24 protein-coding genes are annotated in these 22,681 nt (G+C 34.2%); 11 read left to right on the top strand and 13 right to left on the bottom strand.

The window, feature by feature from the left end:
* Positions 1 to 88 precede the first annotated feature (88 nt).
* The 3 genes from BFU36_RS07985 (at position 89) to BFU36_RS07975 (ending at position 2,379) form a co-directional block, all read left to right on the top strand.
* A complete protein-coding gene (locus tag BFU36_RS07985; protein WP_069283239.1) occupies positions 89 to 958 on the top strand; it encodes a sulfurtransferase in 870 nt (289 codons plus the stop codon).
* The gene (locus tag BFU36_RS07980) at positions 955 to 1,203 is read left to right on the top strand and encodes a hypothetical protein (RefSeq protein WP_069283237.1); all 249 of its coding nucleotides are present in this window, start codon (positions 955 to 957) and stop codon (positions 1,201 to 1,203) included. Before BFU36_RS07985 ends, BFU36_RS07980 begins: the two co-directional genes overlap by 4 nt.
* 66 nt (positions 1,204 to 1,269) lie before the next feature.
* Positions 1,270 to 2,379, top strand: a complete 1,110-nt coding sequence (locus BFU36_RS07975) for an NAD(P)/FAD-dependent oxidoreductase (protein WP_069283235.1) — start codon at positions 1,270 to 1,272, stop codon at positions 2,377 to 2,379.
* Between the two features lie 85 nt (positions 2,380 to 2,464).
* Here the strand turns inward: BFU36_RS07975 and BFU36_RS07970 are convergent, their stop codons facing one another.
* Complete coding sequence (locus BFU36_RS07970) at positions 2,465 to 2,824, bottom strand: DUF1059 domain-containing protein (RefSeq protein ID WP_069284671.1); 360 nt, start codon at positions 2,822 to 2,824, stop codon at positions 2,465 to 2,467.
* An 86-nt stretch (positions 2,825 to 2,910) separates the two neighbouring features.
* Here BFU36_RS07970 and BFU36_RS07965 point away from each other — a divergent pair, with 86 nt between their 5' ends.
* From BFU36_RS07965 to BFU36_RS07955, 3 genes are all read left to right on the top strand, one after another.
* Positions 2,911 to 3,114, top strand: a complete 204-nt coding sequence (locus tag BFU36_RS07965) for a DUF1059 domain-containing protein (RefSeq protein WP_069283228.1) — start codon at positions 2,911 to 2,913, stop codon at positions 3,112 to 3,114.
* Between the two features lie 7 nt (positions 3,115 to 3,121).
* Positions 3,122 to 3,892 (top strand): winged helix-turn-helix transcriptional regulator, encoded by a 771-nt coding sequence (locus BFU36_RS07960; RefSeq protein WP_069283226.1) that lies wholly within the window; start codon positions 3,122 to 3,124, stop codon positions 3,890 to 3,892.
* A 460-nt stretch (positions 3,893 to 4,352) separates the two neighbouring features.
* Positions 4,353 to 4,880, top strand: coding sequence for a hypothetical protein (locus BFU36_RS07955; protein WP_069283224.1), 528 nt, complete (start codon positions 4,353 to 4,355; stop codon positions 4,878 to 4,880).
* Here BFU36_RS07955 and BFU36_RS07950 read toward each other — a convergent pair.
* Positions 4,866 to 6,260 (bottom strand): 4Fe-4S binding protein, encoded by a 1,395-nt coding sequence (locus BFU36_RS07950; RefSeq protein WP_231961091.1) that lies wholly within the window; start codon positions 6,258 to 6,260, stop codon positions 4,866 to 4,868. The genes BFU36_RS07955 and BFU36_RS07950 overlap by 15 nt on opposite strands.
* Positions 6,261 to 6,349: 89 nt before the next feature.
* The gene (locus tag BFU36_RS07945) at positions 6,350 to 7,426 is read right to left on the bottom strand and encodes a hypothetical protein (RefSeq protein WP_409349220.1); all 1,077 of its coding nucleotides are present in this window, start codon (positions 7,424 to 7,426) and stop codon (positions 6,350 to 6,352) included.
* 103 nt (positions 7,427 to 7,529) lie between these two features.
* Between BFU36_RS07945 and BFU36_RS07940 the strand changes: the two genes are divergently transcribed.
* Complete coding sequence (locus tag BFU36_RS07940) at positions 7,530 to 8,321, top strand: DUF929 family protein (RefSeq protein ID WP_069283218.1); 792 nt, start codon at positions 7,530 to 7,532, stop codon at positions 8,319 to 8,321.
* Positions 8,322 to 8,340: 19 nt separating this feature from the next.
* Here the strand turns inward: BFU36_RS07940 and BFU36_RS07935 are convergent, their stop codons facing one another.
* The 4 genes from BFU36_RS07935 to BFU36_RS07920 are packed head-to-tail and all read right to left on the bottom strand — an operon-like array spanning position 8,341 to position 12,048.
* Positions 8,341 to 9,882 carry an APC family permease gene (locus tag BFU36_RS07935; protein ID WP_069283216.1) on the bottom strand — a complete coding sequence of 514 codons (1,542 nt, stop codon included), beginning with the start codon at positions 9,880 to 9,882 and terminating at the stop codon, positions 8,341 to 8,343.
* Between the two features lie 49 nt (positions 9,883 to 9,931).
* Positions 9,932 to 10,477 carry a hypothetical protein gene (locus tag BFU36_RS07930; RefSeq protein ID WP_069283214.1) on the bottom strand — a complete coding sequence of 182 codons (546 nt, stop codon included), beginning with the start codon at positions 10,475 to 10,477 and terminating at the stop codon, positions 9,932 to 9,934.
* Between the two features lie 4 nt (positions 10,478 to 10,481).
* On the bottom strand, positions 10,482 to 11,222 hold the full coding sequence (locus BFU36_RS07925) for a hypothetical protein (protein ID WP_069283212.1): 741 nt from the start codon (positions 11,220 to 11,222) through the stop codon (positions 10,482 to 10,484).
* On the bottom strand, positions 11,179 to 12,048 hold the full coding sequence (locus tag BFU36_RS07920) for an ABC transporter ATP-binding protein (protein WP_069283210.1): 870 nt from the start codon (positions 12,046 to 12,048) through the stop codon (positions 11,179 to 11,181). Before BFU36_RS07920 ends, BFU36_RS07925 begins: the two co-directional genes overlap by 44 nt.
* Before the next feature lie 327 nt (positions 12,049 to 12,375).
* Here BFU36_RS07920 and BFU36_RS07915 point away from each other — a divergent pair, with 327 nt between their 5' ends.
* The gene (locus BFU36_RS07915; protein WP_069283208.1) at positions 12,376 to 13,668 is read left to right on the top strand and encodes an APC family permease; all 1,293 of its coding nucleotides are present in this window, start codon (positions 12,376 to 12,378) and stop codon (positions 13,666 to 13,668) included.
* 70 nt (positions 13,669 to 13,738) lie between these two features.
* Here the strand turns inward: BFU36_RS07915 and BFU36_RS07910 are convergent, their stop codons facing one another.
* The 6 genes from BFU36_RS07910 to BFU36_RS07885 form a co-directional block, all read right to left on the bottom strand.
* Positions 13,739 to 14,386 carry a hypothetical protein gene (locus BFU36_RS07910; RefSeq protein WP_069283206.1) on the bottom strand — a complete coding sequence of 216 codons (648 nt, stop codon included), beginning with the start codon at positions 14,384 to 14,386 and terminating at the stop codon, positions 13,739 to 13,741.
* Positions 14,387 to 14,636: 250 nt separating this feature from the next.
* On the bottom strand, positions 14,637 to 15,026 hold the full coding sequence (locus BFU36_RS07905; RefSeq protein ID WP_069283203.1) for an alpha-E domain-containing protein: 390 nt from the start codon (positions 15,024 to 15,026) through the stop codon (positions 14,637 to 14,639).
* Complete coding sequence (locus BFU36_RS07900; RefSeq protein ID WP_069283202.1) at positions 15,019 to 15,816, bottom strand: transglutaminase family protein; 798 nt, start codon at positions 15,814 to 15,816, stop codon at positions 15,019 to 15,021. Before BFU36_RS07900 ends, BFU36_RS07905 begins: the two co-directional genes overlap by 8 nt.
* The gene (locus BFU36_RS07895) at positions 15,804 to 17,117 is read right to left on the bottom strand and encodes a circularly permuted type 2 ATP-grasp protein (RefSeq protein ID WP_069283200.1); all 1,314 of its coding nucleotides are present in this window, start codon (positions 17,115 to 17,117) and stop codon (positions 15,804 to 15,806) included. Before BFU36_RS07895 ends, BFU36_RS07900 begins: the two co-directional genes overlap by 13 nt.
* A 326-nt stretch (positions 17,118 to 17,443) precedes the next feature.
* A complete protein-coding gene (locus BFU36_RS07890; protein WP_197490525.1) occupies positions 17,444 to 18,526 on the bottom strand; it encodes a hypothetical protein in 1,083 nt (360 codons plus the stop codon).
* A 146-nt stretch (positions 18,527 to 18,672) separates the two neighbouring features.
* The gene (locus BFU36_RS07885) at positions 18,673 to 19,707 is read right to left on the bottom strand and encodes a DEAD/DEAH box helicase (protein WP_069283196.1); all 1,035 of its coding nucleotides are present in this window, start codon (positions 19,705 to 19,707) and stop codon (positions 18,673 to 18,675) included.
* A 224-nt stretch (positions 19,708 to 19,931) separates the two neighbouring features.
* Here BFU36_RS07885 and BFU36_RS07880 point away from each other — a divergent pair, with 224 nt between their 5' ends.
* The 3 genes from BFU36_RS07880 (at position 19,932) to BFU36_RS07870 (ending at position 22,632) form a co-directional block, all read left to right on the top strand.
* Complete coding sequence (locus BFU36_RS07880) at positions 19,932 to 21,185, top strand: MFS transporter (RefSeq protein WP_069284670.1); 1,254 nt, start codon at positions 19,932 to 19,934, stop codon at positions 21,183 to 21,185.
* Between the two features lie 227 nt (positions 21,186 to 21,412).
* On the top strand, positions 21,413 to 21,751 hold the full coding sequence (locus tag BFU36_RS07875) for a DUF2173 family protein (RefSeq protein WP_069283194.1): 339 nt from the start codon (positions 21,413 to 21,415) through the stop codon (positions 21,749 to 21,751).
* A 92-nt stretch (positions 21,752 to 21,843) separates the two neighbouring features.
* Positions 21,844 to 22,632, top strand: a complete 789-nt coding sequence (locus tag BFU36_RS07870) for an aldose 1-epimerase (protein WP_069283192.1) — start codon at positions 21,844 to 21,846, stop codon at positions 22,630 to 22,632.
* The last annotated feature ends 49 nt before the right edge of the window (positions 22,633 to 22,681 follow it).

The following is a 22,681-nucleotide window of genomic DNA, read 5'->3' as shown; positions in this document are numbered from 1 at the left end:
AAAGATATTTTTTTATGTTACATGCAAAAGTTGCACTATTCAATAGATATATAAACATATCTTATTTAATAAGATATAGGTAGTGATAATGGAGCAACAAGTAGTAGTAGATACTAAATGGGTTTTGGAGCATCTAAAGGACGAGAATGTAAGAATAGTGGAAGTAGATTACGATCCTAACACTTCATATTATGTTTGGCATGTACCGAGTGCAGTATTAATAAGGTGGAGAGAGGATTTGAGACATCCAGTACTGAGAGACTTTATAGGTCCAAACGATTTTGAAAAACTGATGGAATCTAAGGGGATTAGTAATTATACTACAGTAGTACTTTATGGTGATTACAATAACTGGTTCGCCGTCTATGCTTTTTGGCTATTTAAGGCTTATGGTCACAATGACGTTAGAATTATGAATGGTGGAAGGACAAAATGGGCAAAGGATAATTTACCAGCTGAACAAGGACCTAAAGAGCCTCAATATCCTAAAACTACCTATAAGGTTAATAAAATTGATTGGGGTAGTCATAGAGCGTTTTTCTGGGAGGTGTTACAAAGATTAACTAAAGGAGACGTAGGAAAATCAGTAATATTAGTAGATGTAAGATCACCTAAAGAGTATACTGGTGAGATAAGAGCGCCACCAGAATACGCAGATGAGCAAACACAAGTTGGAGGTCACATACCTGGAGCAATAAGCTTTCCTTGGGCTCAAGCTGTAAATCAAGAGACCGGAGAGTTTAAGCCTATAGATGAATTAAGGAGACTATTCCAAAACGCTGGAGTATCCCCAGATAAAGAGATAATAACATATTGTAGAATTGGTGAAAGGGCAGCACATACATGGTTTGTATTAAAATATCTACTAGGTTATCCAGCAGTTAGAGTATATGATGGTTCTTGGGCTGAATGGGGTAACGTTGTAGGGGCTCCAGTGAAAAAAGGAACTGAACCATGAGAATAGTAGAAAGGGTCAAGTTAGATAAGATAGAATCTTGTGGATCCAAGAGCCCAGTCAGTATTATGATGGACGCAATAAGGAAAATAAAAGAATGTGAGGAAGGAGTAGAGATATTGCTAAATGATTACGATTGGTTATTAACGTTGAAATACTTATTGAAAATGAGCGATATGCAAATGAAGATCGAAGAGAAGGGAAGAGATGGAGATTTTGTGAAAGTCAATGTATTCAAAGATTGTTAGTAAGTAATATCTTTTTTAAGTTCATTTAAGATTAAGTTTAAATTATAGAAGATATTATGTGGTATTATGAAAAAGAAAATAGTTATTGTAGGAGGAGGTAATGCAGGAAGCGTGATTGCTAATTTACTAGCTGAAAAACTTGACGTTACCGTAATAGAACCTAATGATTATCACGTTTATCAACCAGGGTTAGTTGACTACATGATAGGATATGTTAACAGGGAAAAAATTATTAAGCCTATTAATGTATTATTAAAACCTTCGGTAAGATTAGTCAAGGCAAGGGCGAGGAAGATAATACCAGAGGATAGGGCTGTAATTACTGAAGATGAGAAGAAATATGAGGCTGACTATTTAGTTATAGCTACTGGTGGAGAGAATAAGGCATTATTTAATATAAGAGGATATCATACATTAGCTGAAGGAGACAATATTAGAGAGATAATAAATAGTCCTAAAGGCAAAAATTTCGTTATAGGCTCGTTACCCGGTGTAATAAAGTGCCCTGCAGCTCCATGGGAGATATCATTTTTATTGAAGTCTAAGTATCCAGAAGCTAATGTGACAATTTTAATTCCCGCTAAACAGCCCCCACCTATACAGCTTCCAATATCTACCTTATTTTCAAAGATAGCGTCATCCTTAGGTATAAAAATATTGAAAGGGTTTGTCATAGGTGAAGTAAATTATGATAGTAAGACAATTATATCTACGGAGGGAGAGAAGACTAGTTTTGACAATTTAATAATAGATACTCCTATAATGACAACTTTCCCTGATCTTGCCGATAACTCTGGGCTAATACCAGTAGACAAACATACACTCCTTCATAGTGACGGTGTTTTCGTTGTCGGAGACGCTAATAATACACCAACACCAAAAACTGGAGCAGCAGCTCATCTACAAGCTGAAACAGTTGTAAATAACATTTTAGCCGAAGTTGAGGGTAATAGAAGTAAAGAACTTTATCGTGGAGATGCTATGTGCGCATTATATACTAGTAGAAGAGAAGGCGCATTAGTTTGGCTAAATTACGATAGAAGTAAGGTATTAGGTCCAAGTACAATTTATCGTTATATGAAGGAGATGTTCATTAACTTATATTGGTCGAGTCTTAATGGTAGCATTGACGTATTATTAAAGCCTATGATTTCTGCAATCGGAAGGGGTAAATGAGAATAATGATAGAGCTTAGACCTTAACAAAAAATATAATTGACAAATTCGGCAAATAAAAAAGTTAGTATCTTTTTTTAATTTGTTTACATTGCCTTTATGTTTTGTTTTATCTTATTTAGGGTATCTTGTGGAATAGATGTCATTCCATGTGACATCTTGGCGTGAAGAGAAAGTTCTTCTAGCAATTCTTGTTCTGATGATGCACCAACAATTTCAAATCCACAGTTCATTCCTACACTAGCACAAGCAAAACTGTATTTAGCTGATTTCTTTATGTTTTGCTTTATTTTATTTACGAGTTCAGGAGGGATGGAAGTTAGTCCATGACTAGCCTTAGCGTGAACTTTAAGCATCTCTAATAGCTCATCTTCAGTCCCAGCGTTTTGTATTTCGAATCCGCAATCCATTCCTACATCCGCACATTTGAATGAGTACTTTGCCATATATGAATATTCTCTATTGAGTATATAAGTTGGTGTATGAAAAATTCTAATCATAAGATATATACTCGGGTAGACAATTTTAATACATGGTATTTGGTTTAGGTAAGAAAAAGAAGTTCAACTTCAGTTGTAGCAGTGTTGGTATGAACTGTGGATTTGAAATAAGGGGAGCGAGTTCAGAACAAGAATTGTTAGAAATTCTGAAGGTTCATGCTAAAACAGTTCATAATCTGAGTGAGATACCGGATGATGTTTTAAATAAGATAAAACAGAATATAAAGAAAGTGTGAAGAAGTTATGGATATTGTTGACAAGAGGATTCTCTACTACCTGCTGAAAGATGGAAGAATTTCTCAAAGGAGAATAGCCTCTTTACTTAATCTAACACCTGCCAGCTTAAATTACAGATTTAAGAAATTGATGGATAGTGGGATCTTAAGAGGTTTCAAGCTTTATATAAATCCTAATTTTTTAGGAAAGTATAATCTTTATATAGCGTTTAAGAATTATAATGATATAGACGCGGACTGGATTTCTTTTAAGCTTAAGTGTTTAGAGTGGTTAAACGTTTATGGAATATATGCCTCCAATCATGACGAATTGAAGGACAAAATCACGTTCATGTCAAAGGAATTAGGTGAGCCAGTACTATCATATTTTCCGGTACAATCTATATTTAGACCATCCAACATAGATAAAATGATAATAGAAGTATTGAAGAAGGACCCTAGATTACCTTCTTCGGAAATAGCTAAAAGTTTGAACATAAGCTCAAAGATTATCGAGAAACATATACGATATTTAAGACATAAGGGTTTGATATTAGTAATTCCAGACATAGACCTAGGAAAAACTGATATAGTCATATTCTCTATGTTCTCTAAAAATATAGATGAAATAACAGTTGTTCTCCAAGAATGCAAATTATGGCAATTTACTGACGGTTACGCTGGGATTACCGTTTGTTATTCTGACAACATGGAGAGAGCTAGAAAGATAATAGCTGCAGCTAGGCAAATAGATAAATCTGCCGATGTTATGATAATTTATGACTATCTTTTTAAATAGTTCTGAATAAAAATTTCTTCTTATTTATTCAGAAAACTATAAGACAAAAAGGACGAACAAACCTCGTCATTTTGATAAATGAAGATTTCGGATTTCTTCTAACCTAGGCATGTCACCACTTATCCTCATAGTAACAAGCTACATTATGAATTAATCGTGCTTCAAATATTGTGAAACTGGGAATGAATAATGTAGTTACGTGTTGAAGAAACCTCTTTGCTTTTTCCCCCAACGTAATAAACTCCCCCAAAGGGGAGTAACGCTTTAGACCTCGATGGAACTCTCGCCCTTTAGGGAATGAGGATGCCAGAGTACTGAAAATTACTCCTAAAATAATATAGAATATAGTTGATATTTATTTTATATAAAGTAAGCTTACCATATATAGCTTATCCCGTAATTGATAATCAAAAGAATTTTGACATAAAAATTTTTACTAAGTTCTATTTAAGGTTGTATCATGGCTTATGAATGTTGTGATACGCAGTTCAATAATTTAAATGAATTCAAAAAGCATATTAAGAGTAGAAATTGGCATAAATTAAATTACTCTAACACATTTAGACTGAAATTAAGTGAAGATTTACTGAGAAAAATAATCGGGAATAAAAAACTCCTTTTTGGAATTACGAACCTCATATTTCCCGCTCAGGGAAAAGGCATACTTTATCTACCTTTTTCAAAGCCGAAAAGTGGTCTGGTTTTAAAAAGAAGTATTGTAGGCGATCTTGAGGGACCTATTTATGACCCTGTAAGTATAAAGTATAAATTCAATACTAATAATCTAATTTATCAGATAGAATTTAGAATTAAGAGAATAAATGAGGAATACTCTGATTTAATTGTGCTTTCATCCATGTCAGTAAACATAGGATTACTGGGTAGGTTAATGCCAGATAATGTATTAAAGACGTTACAAAAGATGGTAACTCCTCAAATATTAGTAAATGAGTATATAGGAAAAAATATAAGTTTACTTGAGCGATAAGCTCTTAATTTTACCTTTTATGTAACTCCTTACATCATAAAATTGAATATTGTCATGAGGGCATGCTTCAACACAATCTCCTACACCTATGCATCTAAATGACTTAAACTCACCCTTTTTTATAAAAGATGCTCTCATATCCGTAAGACCTACTGGACAGGCTAATGCACAATCAACAGTTTTGCACTTTAAACAGAGTTGAGGATCTTTTACTTTTAGTTTAAAGAAGCCTAAGTATCCGAAGAATTGGTTGAAGCTACCCCATGCGCAAATACCCGTGTTTACACAAGAATAGTTACCTAAAAATGGCATCAGCATAAACTGAAAATACCATAAAACGTTAAAGTATAAACTGGCATAGAACATTGTTGGATCGTTCCCAAATATCGAGAAAGTAAGAATCTTCTCATAGTTCAAATAGGAAAGTATAGCAAACACTATTAATGAAGTCCACGTTATTAGCATAATCCACTTATACCACGTATTAACCCTTGAGGTAAGAGACTTCCTCCCTATTTTGGAAGTTCTATTGAACTTCTTGAGAGAATCTAAAAAGGTTCCTTGTAACATATAAGGAGCTGTGCAAGTAACAGAGCATATTTGTCTACTACCAAACATAAACGATATTATTGCAGTAACCACGAAAGTGCCAATAATGCCTGTCAATAGGTAAGATGGTTCTACTGGTCCATACGTTCCTAATCCATTGAACCACATATAAGGGACGTACTGCACTTCATTTGCTATGGGAGAAAACGAGGGAAGCCATATACTATAAAAAGCATATGCAAACATCATTAGTAAAAACCTTATTTTATTTTCTAGTTTATTCAGCTCCAATAGTCTAAACAATCCTAGAATACCCAACCAAATACCTATATTTATCATGAACCAAGGACTAGATGTCACTGTAGCAAAGATAGATAAGAAATCGATTATTATATTAATAGGACTATTTGGTGTTAAAAAGCCGAAATTACTAAAGAAGTTGAAATTGCCTATTATTTTATAATCTATTACTGCACTTCCTAGCCAAATCACTACAAATGCTAGTGCTAACATAATGAAGGCTATCTTAGGGTTTCTGAGGTAATTCGCCTTTTCTCTTATTCCCCTTTTAAGCCTATAAGCAGATAGCGGAATTGATAAAAGAACAAGGTAACTAAAATTAGGAAAAATGAGAATAATGAAATACATACTACTTAATATAGTTAAAAACTCTATCACAATAAGTGGATAGTTATTTTCTATATTCCTCTTGATGTAAACTCCCTGGAAAAGTAGACCTACTATTACTGTAGAAAATATAATAGTCAAGAATAAAAATAGAGTATTCGCATGATAGAAGAATAAAGTAATACTTATAGTTGAAAGGATCAAATAGGAGTACCTTACGATTAAATCTAAAAAATTTTGAAATTTATTAACAAAAAAATAATAATTTTGCCTTTTCATGTTGTTACACCGAATTAAATTGGGTATGGATATACTGGAGGATCACTGAAGTATAGTATCATGTTAGAGTTAGTCGCACTGAACAGTTCAGATGGTGAGGTAATACCGGGAACTACTACTTCTAAACCTGGCTTGCCTAGAGCTAACCATATTGGATTCTTCGCATTAGCTACTGCAACCGCACTGTCATAAGTAGTCATCGCATTCTCTAATGCTGTTATATTATTCAAACAGTTAGCTGTTGGGTTAGTCAAGTTGGAAGGTACTATAGCTTGGCATTGTCCAGTTATAGGGTTAGGGAATATATTGGGATCGAAAACTAATACGACTACAATGTACCATGGGATGGACTGGTTAGTGGTAAACGTGACTAAATGCTCGTGTGCCGGAGTTGGCAATACTCCCTCTGGCAATCCAAACACTCCGTTCTTAATTCCTAGGTATTGTTCTACTACCGTGAAAGCAGGAGAATATATTAAACTCATGTGGTCTGGGCAGGCTGTTTCGGTTAATGCTGCACCACATTGTGTCAATATAACGTAGGTCTGATTATTATATGTGAATGTGGGGAAACCTTGTGGAGTAGCACCTAACTGTGGAACACCAAATATTGATAAGCCTGCAAATGCTGGGACTAATACAAATACTGGAGCAGCACCCTTTGGAAAAGCTGAAATGTTACCAGCTCCAACCTCGCATCCCATAGCTACCTTACTCTGATTTACTGCATTGGGGAAGAACACTGTTGCATTAGGAGTACACATGAATTGTGCAGTATACATGAACGTTATAACTTTTCCGTTGTAGAATGCACCGCTAGAATTGACAGTAATTGGTCTAGTAACAACTTGAGTAGTTGTTGTCGTTACAGTGGATGTTGAGGTTGAAGTAGATGTAACTGTGGAAGTAACAGTGGAGGGTGGTAATGTAGATGTTACGGTAGAAGTAACAGTTGAGGTCATGGTAGTCGGAGGTGCAGTAGGCTTAGTGGCATAAAGGGCAAATCCCACTGCTGCAATTATTATTAGCACCACTACTACTGCTGCAAATACTATATTAGATACAGCTCTCTTTACTTTTTTATTTTTCAATTTTTTTAGCACCTAATCATCCAATAGTTAGAGCTCATTTTAAGGATTTGTCAAAATTTTTCTAACGTTAACTATTATACCACCGTTTTCAGTATAATCATTCATGAGTTATAGAAAGTTTAGAAACATAGGCTTTATAGTAATTTTAGCCGTAATTATTCTTGCAATAATTGTATCCTCTTTATATAAAAGTACTCAATCGTCTTCAATAATTGGTCAACAAATACCTAATACTCTTTACGATAATCTAATAAGCCTAAGTCAGCAAGGATATAATGTAACTGTGTCTCCAATTCACCTAGGAGTTTTACCTTATAATTTCTCATCAAATGGGAAACCTGCTGTGATTTTTGTTGGAGCGGAATGGTGCCCTTATTGTGCTGCCGAGAGATGGGCATTGATTATAGCATTACTGAGATTTGGGAATTTTACAAATTTAGAGTATATGTTATCTAGTTCCACTGACGTTTATCCAAACACTCCAACTTTTACATTTGTTAACTCGACTTACACTAGTAAATATATAGCATTCGTACCTATAGAGTATGAGAATAGGGAACACCAACCTCTTGAAAAAGTACCACTAAACATTTATGATATGTGGACTGAGTATGGAAATGGGTCAATACCATTTATAATTATTGGTTACTACTATGAAGTGGGCACTACTATAGATCCTGGACTTTTAGCTGGTAAGAATTGGTCTTATGTGATTTCTCAATTAAATAATCCAAATAGCCAAATATACAAGGAAATATATGCTCAAGCTAATCTTATAACTGAATATATATGTAAGATAGACGGAAATAATCCAGTATCAGTATGCTCTCATTTCATGGACAGCAATCAAGTTGAGAATGAAAACGTTTTTATGATAACTGACTCCAAAATCTGACCTCCAGGTTTATCGTCTATCACTCTAATTTTTGCTTTAGTTTTATCCCTGAGATGTAGCCTAAATAGAAAAACGCCAAGGATATTATTATGACAGTTACTAAGTCAAACGGATAAGGAATCACATCTATCCCACCAAAAGATCCGAGTACAGAAATCAATAGTATTGAAATTAGCCATCCTACATACCATACTCCTCTAGAAAGCTCTGTAAAAACTACCTTCCTACCTTTTCGTAATTCGTAGAGCAAATAAATTGGTATTCCAACTAAAACTGATCCTATAGTATAAAGTGTAGTGGGGTAAGTTGCCCAGTAAATCATAAGACCTCCTGCTGCGAAAGCTATTGGAGCAATAATATTGGCATAATTAAGTCTATAAACTCTATTTCTACTGGGATCTAATACTCTTAACACTAGTAATGAGACTGCAGCGGGGGCGTAACTCACTACACTTGCCACAGAGAATATTCCAGCTTCACTTAAGAATTGAGGAAAAGCTAACATGTAGATTACTCCAATAACTAATGAGACTATTAGAGATACGTATGGGACACCACTACTATTCAACTTAAGGAAAGATTTGGGCATATATCCATTTTTAGCATTAGCGTAGAGAACTCTAGCAGCTGAGCCAAAGTATACTAAAGTTGAGGAAATCGTTGCTATTACTGCAATCACGAAGAAGTATACCCCTAAGGTAGCTAACTTTCCGCTAAATTCTTGAGGTATTGGTGCTGATAGCGTTGAAATATAAGTCCAATTAAAAGGAGCAGTTCCAATGACATTCCAGTTTAGAGCTCCTAAAAATATTATTGATAAACCTAAGTAAATTATAAAGGATAAAATTATAGACAATATTACAGCTCTTGGAATATCTTTCCCGGGGTTTTTCATTTCCTCAGCGTAATCTATTGGTTGCCTAAAACCGGCATATGCATAAACTGTAATTGAAGAAGCTATAAGAGAACCAGATAACCCATAGGGTGCTATTCCTCCATACTTTGGGGGAGGAGAAAAGTTATTTGGATGAAACACTAGGATAGGTGTAATGATCATGAAAGCTACTAAACCAATCACCTTAATCCAAGTCATAATATCATTAGTCCTCGCAACCAGTTTTACCCCGAAGTATTGTATCAAGAAGAAGGCTAATAAAAAGCCTAAAGTTACTAATTCACCTTGTATTGTTAACCTACCATTTAAGTAAAGGGAAGGGTAGAAGAAGGCGATATATTCAACTATTGCAACAGTTTCTGAAATTATTGCCATAAAGTAACCTATGAAAGTACCCCAAGCATTAAAGAAGCTGGCAAACGCTCCATGCGAAAAATGTAAATACCTTACAACTCCTCCAGTCTCAGGATAAGTTGAGCCCAGTTCAGCAAATACTAGACCTAATAAAGATATTATGACTAGTCCTATTATCCATCCCAGAATTCCTATTGGACCTCCATCTGCGAAAACTATAGCTGGTATGAATGGGACAGCTGAACCTAATATCCCTCCTAAAGCTAAGAAGGAAGCAGATATTGGACCTATCTCTTTCTTAAAACTTGCCATAATAATTTTTCATGGAATCAAGTATTTAACCTTTTTTAGTTAAAAAACACTAACACATTTTAGAACTTCTTATCTTAATAAACCTATCAAAGATAAGTGATATCGCACCAACTAAGGTAAGGAAAAGTCCTAGTACTCTATCTAGCAAGACGTATTGTATTAGATTCACCTTATTAATGTCTATCTGAAGTAAAGCGGGATAACTTCCATTTCTCGTAGTAATTATCCTAGTATAGCTCACTGTTTTTTGATATATGAAGATACCTTTAGTTGTGTTTACGGTAACGTTTACTAACTTGGTAAAGATCTTAGGATATGTCTCATTATATATTGAAAATTGCCAATACCCACTTGATAACGTTAAATAGAATGGAACTTTCTCAATTACTGAGCTTCCATTATTATATGTTATCAATACGTAAACTGTCACGTTACTATCGTTCTCATATGCATTCAGAGTAGGATAGGCTATCGGCGGGATGTAAATGCTGTAGTGGTTAGTGAGAAATATAGTTTGATGGATTGGGGCATTAATTGAAAAGAGAGATAACGCTAGTAAAGCTATACCTATTGAAACTAAAATACTTCCTTTCAACTCTCTACACCTCTAACTCCTTAAACTTAATAATGGAAATCACGAGAAGAACTAATGAGGTGATGAATTCAATGATCACTCCGAAATTGAAATAGTTAATATTAGAATTTCGTATAGCTTGATACAGTAATATTACATAAGGGTTAGCAAATGATATAATATTAGCTAAGGAAAGATTATTGCTTATTATTTCATAATACTCTGCAATCCCTCCGAATACGAATAGAACACCTAATACGAAACCTGAAAATAGTGTAACTAAACCAGAACTTCTCATAGTCAAGGTTATTAATAGTATGAGGTTTAGTGAGAAGAAGTATCCAATACTGTATAATAATATTAAGCCTTGAGGTACATCAATACCGGAAAGTAGGATATAGATTTCCGTTGAACTTAACCAACATAAGTACGGAACTAACAAGTCCGTAATATAAATGAAGGAGAAGAGCTTAATTCTACTTATGGGAAAGGTTAGAAATGAGACTATCGTTTGTCTGGCTATGTGGTCTCCAGTAACGAAAATTATGTTCCTCATTCCTATTGCAAAGGCAATAGTTTCAGATACACTTATCAAAGGAATAAACGCTAGGACTATTCCATATAGAGAGAATAAAGCCCTAGCGTAAAAGGCTGTTATGAAGACGTTCGATACTATCATCGTAGAAAAAATTACCTCTAAGGTTGGTTCCCTATACCTCTCTTTAAATATCATCTTTAAAATCTGAAAATCTCTTGAAAGTCTCATCTAATGACGACCTCCAAACGCTCAGAATTTCGACTCCATTGTCATACAGCTTATTAACTATCTCTCTAATATCCCCTTTTACTCTTATATAAGGACCATCGATTACACCACCAATAACCTTTATCCCTTTCTCCACATCATTAACCAGAACATAAACTTCTTCCTCCTTTGATAGGTCTAGAGCCTCATTCATTTTACCGCTATATATTATTAAACCGTTATTAATGAATACTACGTCCGTCAATACCTTCTCTAACTCTGACAATATATGAGACGATATAAAGAAAGTAATACTCTCCTCCTTATTTAGCTTCTTAACTATTTCATAAAATTTTATTCTAGAAGTAGGATCTAAGTTCGCGGTAGGCTCGTCAGCAATTATTAACTCGCTATCTTTAAGAAGAGATGATGCTAGTTGGACCCTTTGGGCTAGACCAGAGGATAACTGCTTTATCTTCACCTTCAGATAATCTCTTAAATCCAGAAGGTCTATCAATTCATGATAATCATTTCCATATATGTTACTTAAGTCCTTTAGATACTCTTCTACAGTATTTTCGCTAGGTATTATTATGTTGGTGAAAATAACTGATAATTTTTCCATTACATTAGGGTTATCCCAAGGTCGTTGACCAAACACCTTTACTTCTCCCGAGTCCTCTTTTGTTAACCCAGCGAGTATTTTTATCGTAGTAGTTTTTCCACTACCATTAGGTCCTATGAAACCAGTAATAGAGCCTTTTCTGACCTTGAATGTAATCCCTCTTAATACCTCCCTTTTTCTGTAAGTTTTTCTCAAATTGTTTACTTCAATTATATAAGACATTATTAAGAATCTTCTAGCTTTTTATGGCGTATAAATTTTTTCCTAGATTTTTACAAAGTGAGGGAGGAAGGGCTTAGAAGTTATAAATAATACCAAATAACATAGATTCTATAGGTTAATTGAACTTTTTGACTAAGGTTACTGACCCCTTCTTGCCTTAAAAGGCGAGGTTTATCGCTCTTTCTATCATAACTAATATGCCTTCTCCCATGCTTCGACCGTTAACTCTAATCTAATGTAAGACCTAAGATAAAACTCTTTTGTTTCTATATTGCTACGTCTATATCGAGAGATTAAACTTATTAATATTCTCTCAAGGATAACTATATGGATAGCTTATCCAAGAAGCTTGAACCTAAGGAGGGCTCCTTACCAAGATATCTAATTTACGCTCAGTCCTTAGCTTCAATAGCCCCATTAGGATCAGCATCAGCTTACCTCACTTATGCCTTCTACAGCTCATATGCCTCAACGTTTATTGCTGGAATTCTGGGTTCTCTTATTTACTTCATATGGGTCTTAATTGGTTATAGATACTCTAAGATAATTGCAACTACTGGAGGTATATATGATTTTGCTAGATCAGCTAGTGGTGAAATGCTTGGTAAGATAGCGGGTTGGTTGTACTGGATAAGTTATGCGATATACTTACCTTCAGCGACTACATACTTAGTAGGAATAGTAATACCCTCCGAGTTTAGTTTTAACATAGTATACTTATCTATTTTAGAAATAGCTATACCAATAATTTTAACTTTACTATTGATCACTGGAATAAAGCCCCCGTTATTTTACGCTCTAATTACCTCGACCTTAGAAGTTATACTGATAGTCGTACTAGGAATAAAGGTACTAAGTATTACCGGACTATCGGTTAAGCCCTTACACGTCTCAGTAGGCTTATCATCATTAATGGCTGGTGCTCTAGGTGTCGGATTTACATTAGCTGGAGGGGGAGCCTCTTTCTTTCTAGGATATGAGGCAGTAGGAAAGGGGAGATCTGTTGGTCTTGCCTACATTATAGCTTATTGTGTAGCTAGCTTTGCAGTACTATTTGCCTCATATTACGAAATAGCTTTCGCTGGATTCACAAACACCGGTGTGGCAAGTCTTTTAAATGCTACCTCATACCCAGGTTTCTACATATCTCAAAAAGTTATGGGAAACACTTTTGCTCTAATATTCTTCATTTTTACTATTAATAGTCTCATTGGTTCAGTTACCGCGGCTTATGTTGCGTTATCTAGACTAACATATACTTTGGTAAAGAAAGATATGTTATTGTCCATAATCATTGTTGCTTCATTCTTCCTTGGGGTTAACTTAATAGGAAGTGTTACTAGACAATTTTATAATTTATATAATGTAACAACCACGATATCTTTAGTTACATTGTATACTTCTCACATCATAGTCTCTGGAGGTTATCCATTATTTGCTAAAAAGAATTACAAGCTAAAGATTTACGATATACTCCTAGGTATCCTAGCCGTACTATTAATGGGTTACGGGATCTATGAAGAGATAACTTCTTACTTTCTCATAAGTATCTTATCGATTTTGGCTGGAGTAATTATAGCTGTAGTTCACAACCAGATAAGATTAGAAAGGTTTAAATAAGCTATCTATGATGAGATAAAAATCTGGATTGTAGTAGATAAGAATAGTGTGGCGATCTAAAATCATTAAATTAATTAGAAATCCTTCCCTTTTCGTATATGATTATTGGTAGACAGCTTATTGCTATTATGAGTAGTATACTCGATAATAACACTGGTGGGATGGCTCTAGTTAGGTCAATATATGCCGTTAATGAGTCAACCATACCGTAAGGCATAGAAATTAAGAGATATTTAATATCTTTTTTCATTATTGCTAAAACAGATGAAAATCCCCAAAACAAATGAAGGATTAGCGAAGATAACCTGTCCATAATGTGAGAAATTAGGAGGGTAAGAGAAAATGGTATATTTAAAATTAAATAATCAGGGAAGAGTAGTAATCCTAAAAGAATAGCGTTTTCGTAAAAGGCTAAGTAAACCCCATACGATAGTCCTAGTTGAATGTCTAATTTTGGTTTGAAGACTACGAGATAAATATAGGCGAAACCTGGTTCTAGAACTGCAGTTAATAAGCCATAACTTAAATATGTGGGAATCGATGGCGTTATGAAGAAGCTGTGAAAGGACAGTTGTGTGATCTCCTTAGCTGTTATTGCAGTGAAATAAGATGCTGCAGCTATTCCAAAAAGAGATTTACTCTTTTTAAAGACCAATACGGGTAGGACTCCTATTATAATCGACACTAATGGAGAGAGTAATGATATTATATTTGTCATATAACAAATATAACAAGTCACTTTATAAAGTTTTCGTCCAGAATAGGGTGCACTATCAGTATAGCTTGTTCTAATCGTTTCCAAAAATTATGCCTTAAAACTAAACATTAAATTCAGTTTTATAGTGATGGAAAGAGCGACAAACCTCGCCCTTTAGGCGGGAAGGAGGTTAGTTTAAGGAAACGGTTTAGATAAATTGTTCTAGCTATCTATTATAGATGCGCAGACGATTTCAACTTTAGAACTTAATTTATTGAGAACGAATTTCCTCTTGTTTTTTCGGCATTATAGAAATAGACTTAGGCTTAAGATTCTCCTCAATTACGTTTAAGACATATAATGCGGAGTTTAAGACGTTCATGAAATAACTTTTCAGATCATTATTTTTGGCATAGATGCTAGCCTCTAATGCCGATAATGCGTTAATACTTGCCTCATCTCCAAATGCTCTAATGTCCTCTCTTAATATTTTGAACTCATTAAAAAGGTATGAGAAAACGTCATCAATACCTAGAATCTTATTCATATCTTCAATTGGTATTCCCTTCTCAGCAAAATATACGCCAAATCTTGCGATATTTTCTATTCTCTCTAAATATCTCCCAGCCCAATAGACTTTATATGCTGTACTCTTAATCAATCTGTTTCACCTCTACTATGATTTGCTTTAACCATCCCCTACCCTTCGAGATAAACGTACCAACTATTGGAGCTACATCATTATAATCTCTACCTATAGCAAACTTAACATATTGTAAATCATAGAACTTATTCCTAGTAGGATCTATAGGTATCCATCCATCCTCTGATTTTACCTCAACCCATGCATGTGTAGTCTTAGGTGTATCATTCACTAAACCCATTACGTACCTTGCAGGAATTCCAGCAGCCCTTAATATACCTATAGTTATTTGGGCGAAATCTTGACAAACTCCATAACCTAATTCGAAACTCTCATGAGCCTTAGTAGAGACATCAGTTAATCCTGTCTTATATTTTACCCTATCTTTAACCAGGTTAACTGTAGCTCTAAGGAATTCATCGAGAGTCGTATTACTTTTTAGTAATTCTGACGCAATGTTCTTAAAATAATCAACATCTATTAAGCTAGAGGAAGAGGTAAAAACTAGGTCCTCAGAGCAAGGAATTCTACAATCCTTAAATACCTTAGGATACACTTCCACCATACTCTTGCTTCTAATTATCATCTTATTATGTGGATCCAAAATCTTTTCTCTATACACTATATTTCCAAAGTTGTCCTTAAATCTTATAATATAACCTTTAGGCTCAGTCTCTAGAATCTCTTCAATTACACGTTGATTATCCCCATCATAAGGAACTATTCTCAATGTATTATCGTTAAGTATAACAACGTCCTCGTATTCATATTCTGCCTGATAAAACACCTTATATTTTAAACTACCCATACTGGTTTCACCAGCCCGCCAGATGAGTTATTCGTAACCCTACTTCCTAAAGGCGCAACTCTACTTAAAATAGTATTGGAAGCTACATCTATAAAGACAAAGAACCTTAAATCTGCATAGGTTTCATAAAAATTATCATTTATGGCTGATAATACAGTATCAAAGTTTAATAGCTCTTGAGCCATGAACTCCTCAGGATAGCTTAGAACTTCTCTTAAAATCTTCATCTTATCCTCTTCCCTTAAATCTTTGATGACGAAAGTACCAGACCCACCATAACCTTCTCTTCTCTTCAAAACCATGTTTTCAACTTTATTTATCACATCTTCCTTTGAAGCACCTAAGGGAATAGAGAAGGGTTGTCTTACTCCTTCCTTTATTCCAAAATAATCCATGATCTGGGGCATGTAACAGAAGGTTATCTTATCGTCAGCAATACCTGTACCGGGTGCATTGACTATGTTCACCCAACCTCTAAGGTATGCTTTCATCAACCCTGGGGTTAGAACGTCTAAATCTTCTATTCTTCTGTAAATAACATCTATGTGAATTTCTCCATCTAACGTCTTAGCAACTACTTCTCCATCTTTTATTACGAGATCAGACGGTTCTATGAGGAGAAGATCTAGATTGTCAGAGTAGAACTTATGCTCAAAATAGGCTGAATTTAAAGTTCCATCCGTTAGTATAGCAATTACTGGATCTCTCGTATCTGAAGCGTACTTAAGTGTTTTTCTTAATAATATTAATCCATCATCTTCTTGCTTAGGTATTGATATTGTTTTACCTAAAATTCTATTGACCAATTCAGAAGCCTTTATCGCGTAACTCATACCAGATGGTATTCTAACATTATCTTCTAGGATCAAAGGAAGTCCATTAACTTTCACAATATCTTCTCCAAAAATATACACGTATATCCCTTTTGGGGGATCAAAATCCATCATCTCTGGTCTAAAATAAGGAGAAGACGTTATGATACTTTTTGGAACAGGTGTATCTTCACCATGATAAGTGGCGTAAAGAAACTTGTTTATTGCAAGGGCTCGATTTTTCAACCCATTTGATATTTCTCTAAACTCTTGATATCGTAATATTCTCGGAATTGGATCAATTTTTATTGATCTAAAATAGGTTTGCGTGTAAAACGTAAATCCTTCTTTATACGCTAACTCATTTATTAAATCGACATACTCGAAAAAATTTGAAATTTTACCTATTTTATCTATTAAACTAGAGTAATAAGGCTCATCATACTCAAAGAAGGATCTAGCCTCAGACATCTTTCTTGGTTTAATCATTATATCATTATTTAATTTTAGTTAAAATACTATAAAAGCATTTCAGATTTTTGATTCAAAAGTTTTTAAGTATATGGGGTAAATATATTAAAAAGGTATAACCGCTTAATCAAGAATGTGCGAAATAACTGACTTCCTTCCGCTAGTCAGGCTTCATTTTTGTAAACAAAAGATAGACTACAATACTCCGAAAATTGATATTTGGCATTTAAATATAAAATTATGAAAGCTGTAGCAGAGACGTCTCTTTAAATCTAACTGGATAGTATATTTGTTATAATTTTTTGTAATTTATGAAATATAAATATAGATATCTAAGTAAATGTTTAAGCGCACAGCACTTTTAGCTCGTTATCAATTATCCTTAAAGAGGAACAAATAACCTTCCTCTCCATAGGATTATCTACCATCTTAAGTAAATAATACGCGTAATCCCTATAAGCGACATCGAACCCTTGTATTGGAATCCATTGGGCAAAGGTCTTGACATGCTGATTTATTTTTCCTCTATCTCCTCTTAAGTACTCAAATTGTATACTTAATGCATTAGCTAAATGATATTGCCCGTGTTTTTGTAGAGATTTTTGAGCCTCAGCTATTGATTTCATTGCTTTCTCTTTAACTCTTTCACTTTGTTCTATGTTAAATAGATCTAAATCGTTCACCTCATCACTTATTCTCGTCATCTCCCTAGATGCAAAATACAAATCTAAGGCTTGTACGAATCCGAAGACAACGTGTTCAGATAGCTTCTTAATAGTTTCTTCAAGGATTTCCATTACGTCTAAAGTGAAAAATGTAGTTAACGCGCCTAAAATTGGTAGGTCTTGGTTAACTACACCCTTTACCATTGATAAGAGATAATTTGCGTAATCGTACAAGGGCTGATAATAAATTGTAATTTGTTTCTCCACTTCTTTAAAATACCTCTGTAAATATTTCTTATGTTCATAATCGTAAGATCTATTGGCAAATGCTTTATACAAATAGTAAGCTGGTATACCAGCATGTAATGCCTTATCTATCTCCTTAGACGCGTCCTCATTCCCTTCATATATAAACCTATCATTCATATTAACGTAGTCCTTTGTAAGCAAAATTACTGACGCTAAAGCGTGTTTCCAACTATCCATATCAGGCATGAATGAGATGGACTTGAGCATATGATCGTAACAGTTTGCGTTAGTTAATCCGTGAACTTTTAAGGAGTAGGGGTTAATGAAGGGCGAGTCCCTAGCAAATTGAAGAGAATATAGAGCATTATTGTAATCTCCGTTACAAGCTGACTTGTAGGAAACTAACGCTAAATATAGCGGTCTTAATTCTGGGACTGCTTGTTGAAGAACTTGCTGTTCATTCATGTTTAGGTAGGGATAATAGTTTACCATATCAACAGATAGCTTAACCAAAAAATAATATTTTTCATAAGAAAAGTCGATCCTATATTAAATTAGGAAAGCTTTATCCTTTAGGGCTAAGTAGAGTTATAAAACGTTACGGCTTCCCTAGATCTATTCAATCTTAAAATTTCACATAGGAGGACTAGAGAAATCATCTATCTATCAATTACCTTTCTTATATTCTTCACTATTTCAATCTCTTGATAAGTGTAAAACGTTATAGCCTCTCCGCTTCTTCCCATTCTTCCCGTTCTTCCTACCCTATGAATATATGTCTCAATATCTCTAGGAATATCAAAATTTATTATTTTATTTACATCAATTACATCAATTCCCCTCGACGCTAAATCCGTAGCTATTAGGATATTATACTTACCGTTTTTAAATCCATAGAAGTTTCTTAATCTCACTGGCTGTGGCATTTCGCCACTGAGTAAACCAGTTCTCATACCCTTGTTATTTAGAACGTAATGTAACTTTCTAGCCCTGCTTCTAGTCCTAGTGAATATTATTACCTTCTCATCCCCTTTGACTTCCTCAATTAACTTAAATAGCTTATCACTCCAATCATTTGTTACCTTAATGAACTTGTGGTTAACCTCTTCTACTGGCTTATAATCGTCAAGAATTATTTCTTCGATTTGTGGTGAAAACTCCTTTGCTAATTCCATTATTTTATCTGGTATTGTTGCGGAAAAGAATCCTATGATTTTTGGATTAGTATGATTTAATATCATTCTTATATCATCTATGAACCCCATATCCAACATTCTGTCAGCCTCATCAACTACAACGATCTGAAAGGCTGAAAAATCGATGCTTCCTTTACTCCATAAGTCTAGTAGTCTACCTGGAGTTCCAATGACGATATTAGCTTGCCTTTGTCCATCATAACTTATTCCCCCTATAACTAGACTTGCATTAACTTGTTTATACTTACCTAACTTTCTGAGTTCATCGAGTATTTGAGAAGCTAATTCTCTAGTGGGTGAAAGTATTAGTGCAGTAGAATTTAATTCAAGAATTGGTATTAAATACGAAGCAGTTTTACCAGAACCAGTCTTTGCTTGAACTATAACGCTTTTACCATTTAACATCCTAGGTATGACTTCTAGTTGCACTTTAGTAGGTTCCTTATATTGAGCCTCTTTTAAGGCACTCTTGAGCTCTGTACTTAGATTTTCGAACATAATTAGGGTAATGAGTATCTCTAGAATATAAATCTGTCATTTTTATAAAGGTTGTAGATTTATTATGAAGTATTTTAAGTATAAAATAAACGTTTTGAAAAAATCTGTGGTTATTTTAGAAGCTTATATGTATATGATTATAATAGTTTAAACTTGTATAAGGTAGTATCTAACTAAACTTTTCAGTAAATTTTTTTAATCTAACCATATTGCCAAAGATGAAAATGATAAAGTACAAGGACACACGATGGATGTTTTTGGTAATACCCTTTAACACTGCGACTGGACCTTTATCAACTCTAATAACTTTGCAGATTCTCTCCTTGGGAGGGAATGCAATAAACGTAGCCTATGCTATTTCGCTAAGTAATGCTATCTTAATTCCTGCCTCAATGATTTGGGGATTTATGGCAGATAAATTCGATAGGAAAAAGCAGATACTTATCAGTTTTGGCGGAACTTCAATACCACTAATATTTATGCCATTTATGAGGTCAATTCCAGCAATTTCATTAGATTACGCTCTTATTACTTTTATGAGTACAGCATCGACTACCCCTTTTAATTTACTTATTATGGAATCTGCAGAGAAGAAGCATTGGGGTTCACTTTTTTCTAGATACTCTTATCTCTCATCAATAGGAGTATTAGTAGGATTGTTCTTATCGACCTTTCTTGTATTGATTCTTAGGATAGATGTCATCGAGGAGATCTTGGGATTTTTAATGTTGTTGACACTATTTGCTGGAGTTAGATTAATTCCTAAACCAATAGTTAATTTCGAGAGAACTGCTATTATTCATCATAAGGAATCCTTCTTTACGAGAATGATGCACTTGCCGTTAATGTTTCTACATTTACCTAATTTACATAATTTTAAGATGTTCTCCTTAAAGAGATTAACTAAGAAACCAATAAATTACATTCCACTACTTTACATAGCCATAGTAATATTTTATATAAGTAGCGGAATATTTAATACGGTTTATCCAGCAGGTTTATACGTTAAAGGGCTGAATAAGGCTGAGGTATTAGCGGTAATAGGTGTTGGCATGATTTTCCAGATATTAGGTTTTAAGTTAAGCTCTAACTTATTAGAGAAGTCTAAGGAGAGCCATTTAGCCCATATCGCTCTAATTCTTAGAGGATTTTCATACATTGCATTAGGTGTTTTTGCTCAGCTATTTCTAGGTTTACCCATTTTAGTAACCGGGTTAATCTTTTATCCTTTAGCTGCTGGAATAGCTTATTCAATCTTTTACTCTTCATCAACTACAATGATATTCAAAGTAGTCGGAGAGAGGAGACAAGGAACTGGTTTAGGAGTTTATAGCACTGTTGTAGGAATAGCATTGTTTGTAGGCTCCTTAATCTCTGGATACATTACTCACTATATAAGCTATGGTATAGATTTCATTGTCGCAGGTATACTTTTACTAATTAGCTCCTCGATATTTAAATATTTAGAAGAAGGATAACTAAATTAAATATTGTCTTATTTAACTATTTATTTAATTATGATCATGAATATATAAGCTTTTTCTTATTTTAAAGCGCGTAAGTTATCATTCTCTTATATAAAACTTTTATCAAAATTAAAGGAGAAAAGATAAAGATTCAAATTATTAATAAGCTTATTTTTTACATTGTTTAATCATAAAATTTATTAATATGATTAAACTAATATTTAGTAGAGGTAATAAAAATGAGTGAAAAACTAGACAAGCTAATGCAATTAAAAGGAGCTATAGCTGCTGGGCAGTATACAAATGACGGTAGGTTGGTTGAGTATAAGGGTAACTTAACAAGAGAGATGGCTGAGATGGTAGCTAAGATGGTAGCAGCTAATACATTAATGGGTACAGTTGAAGCTGAATCCTTCACGAAAATATCTGGGATGAAGTGGACTCCATTCTTAGGATGGGCAGTAGCAGCTGGGGATTATGCAGTATGTGTAATGGGTAACTATGGAGTTTTCGTGAGGTTAGCTGAGGCAGACTTTAACCAGATATTTAAGACGCTAAGGGAAGTAGCAGGTATTTAAATAAACTTTTTTTCTTCCTTTCTTTGTTTTCCTATTTAATAATTACTATTAGTGATAAGTATATAAGTTCACATCTCTTATATTCTTACTATATGAAGATTAAGAAGGGTAACGTGGAAGCAGAAATTTTGCCGAAAGGCGCTTATCTATACTCCTTTAAAATAGATGGGAAAGAGCTCATTCTAAGAGGCAATTTAGAGAGAGTTACGCGAGGGGGTATGGCTGTTTTAATACCATTCGCTAATAGAATAAAGGGAGGGGAGTATATATTTGAGGGAAAAAGGTACGTTTTACCTAAAAATAATGAGGGAAACGCGATACATGGTTTAGTTCTAGATAAAGAATTTGAAGTCTTAGAAGTCCAAAATGATGGTGTCTCTCTTAAGCATGAGTTAGAACACGAAGGTTATCCAACTAAGTTAGCTTGCGTACTAATTTATAAATTATTCAGAAATGGCTTTAGAGTAAAGATAAGCGTTAAGAATGTAGGAAACAATAGAGGTCCATTAACAGTTGGACTACATCCTTACTTCATAGTATCTGAGGATTGGAATATTGAAGTAAAAAATAATGTTAAGAGATGCGTAACTTTTAACAAGATACCAACTGGAGAGTTAGTTAAAACTAAAATAGAACATGGAGAATATGATGATTGTTTTTTCGTAAATGATACCATACTATTGAAATCATCTTATTCTATAGTTAAAATTGTGAGAAGAAATATGCCATTTATACAATTATATACAGGTGTAAGAGGAGCTTTGGCAATCGAACCTATGAGCGGTGCTCCAGACGCTTATCACAATGGCTTAGGGTTAAGGATAGTTGAGCCTAATGAGGAAGTCAACTACTCTTTTTCGGCAAAGTTTCTCAAGTTCTAGGTAAGTGATGAAAACTTGCTCTTTAAGGCAAGAATTAAAGAATTTCCTA

Origin of the sequence: Sulfolobus sp. A20 (genome assembly GCF_001719125.1) — an archaeon.
In the GTDB taxonomy this organism is placed as follows: Archaea; Thermoproteota; Thermoprotei_A; order Sulfolobales; family Sulfolobaceae; genus Saccharolobus.
Note: the sequence above shows the minus strand (reverse complement) of the source record. Positions and strands in the feature narration are given on the sequence as shown.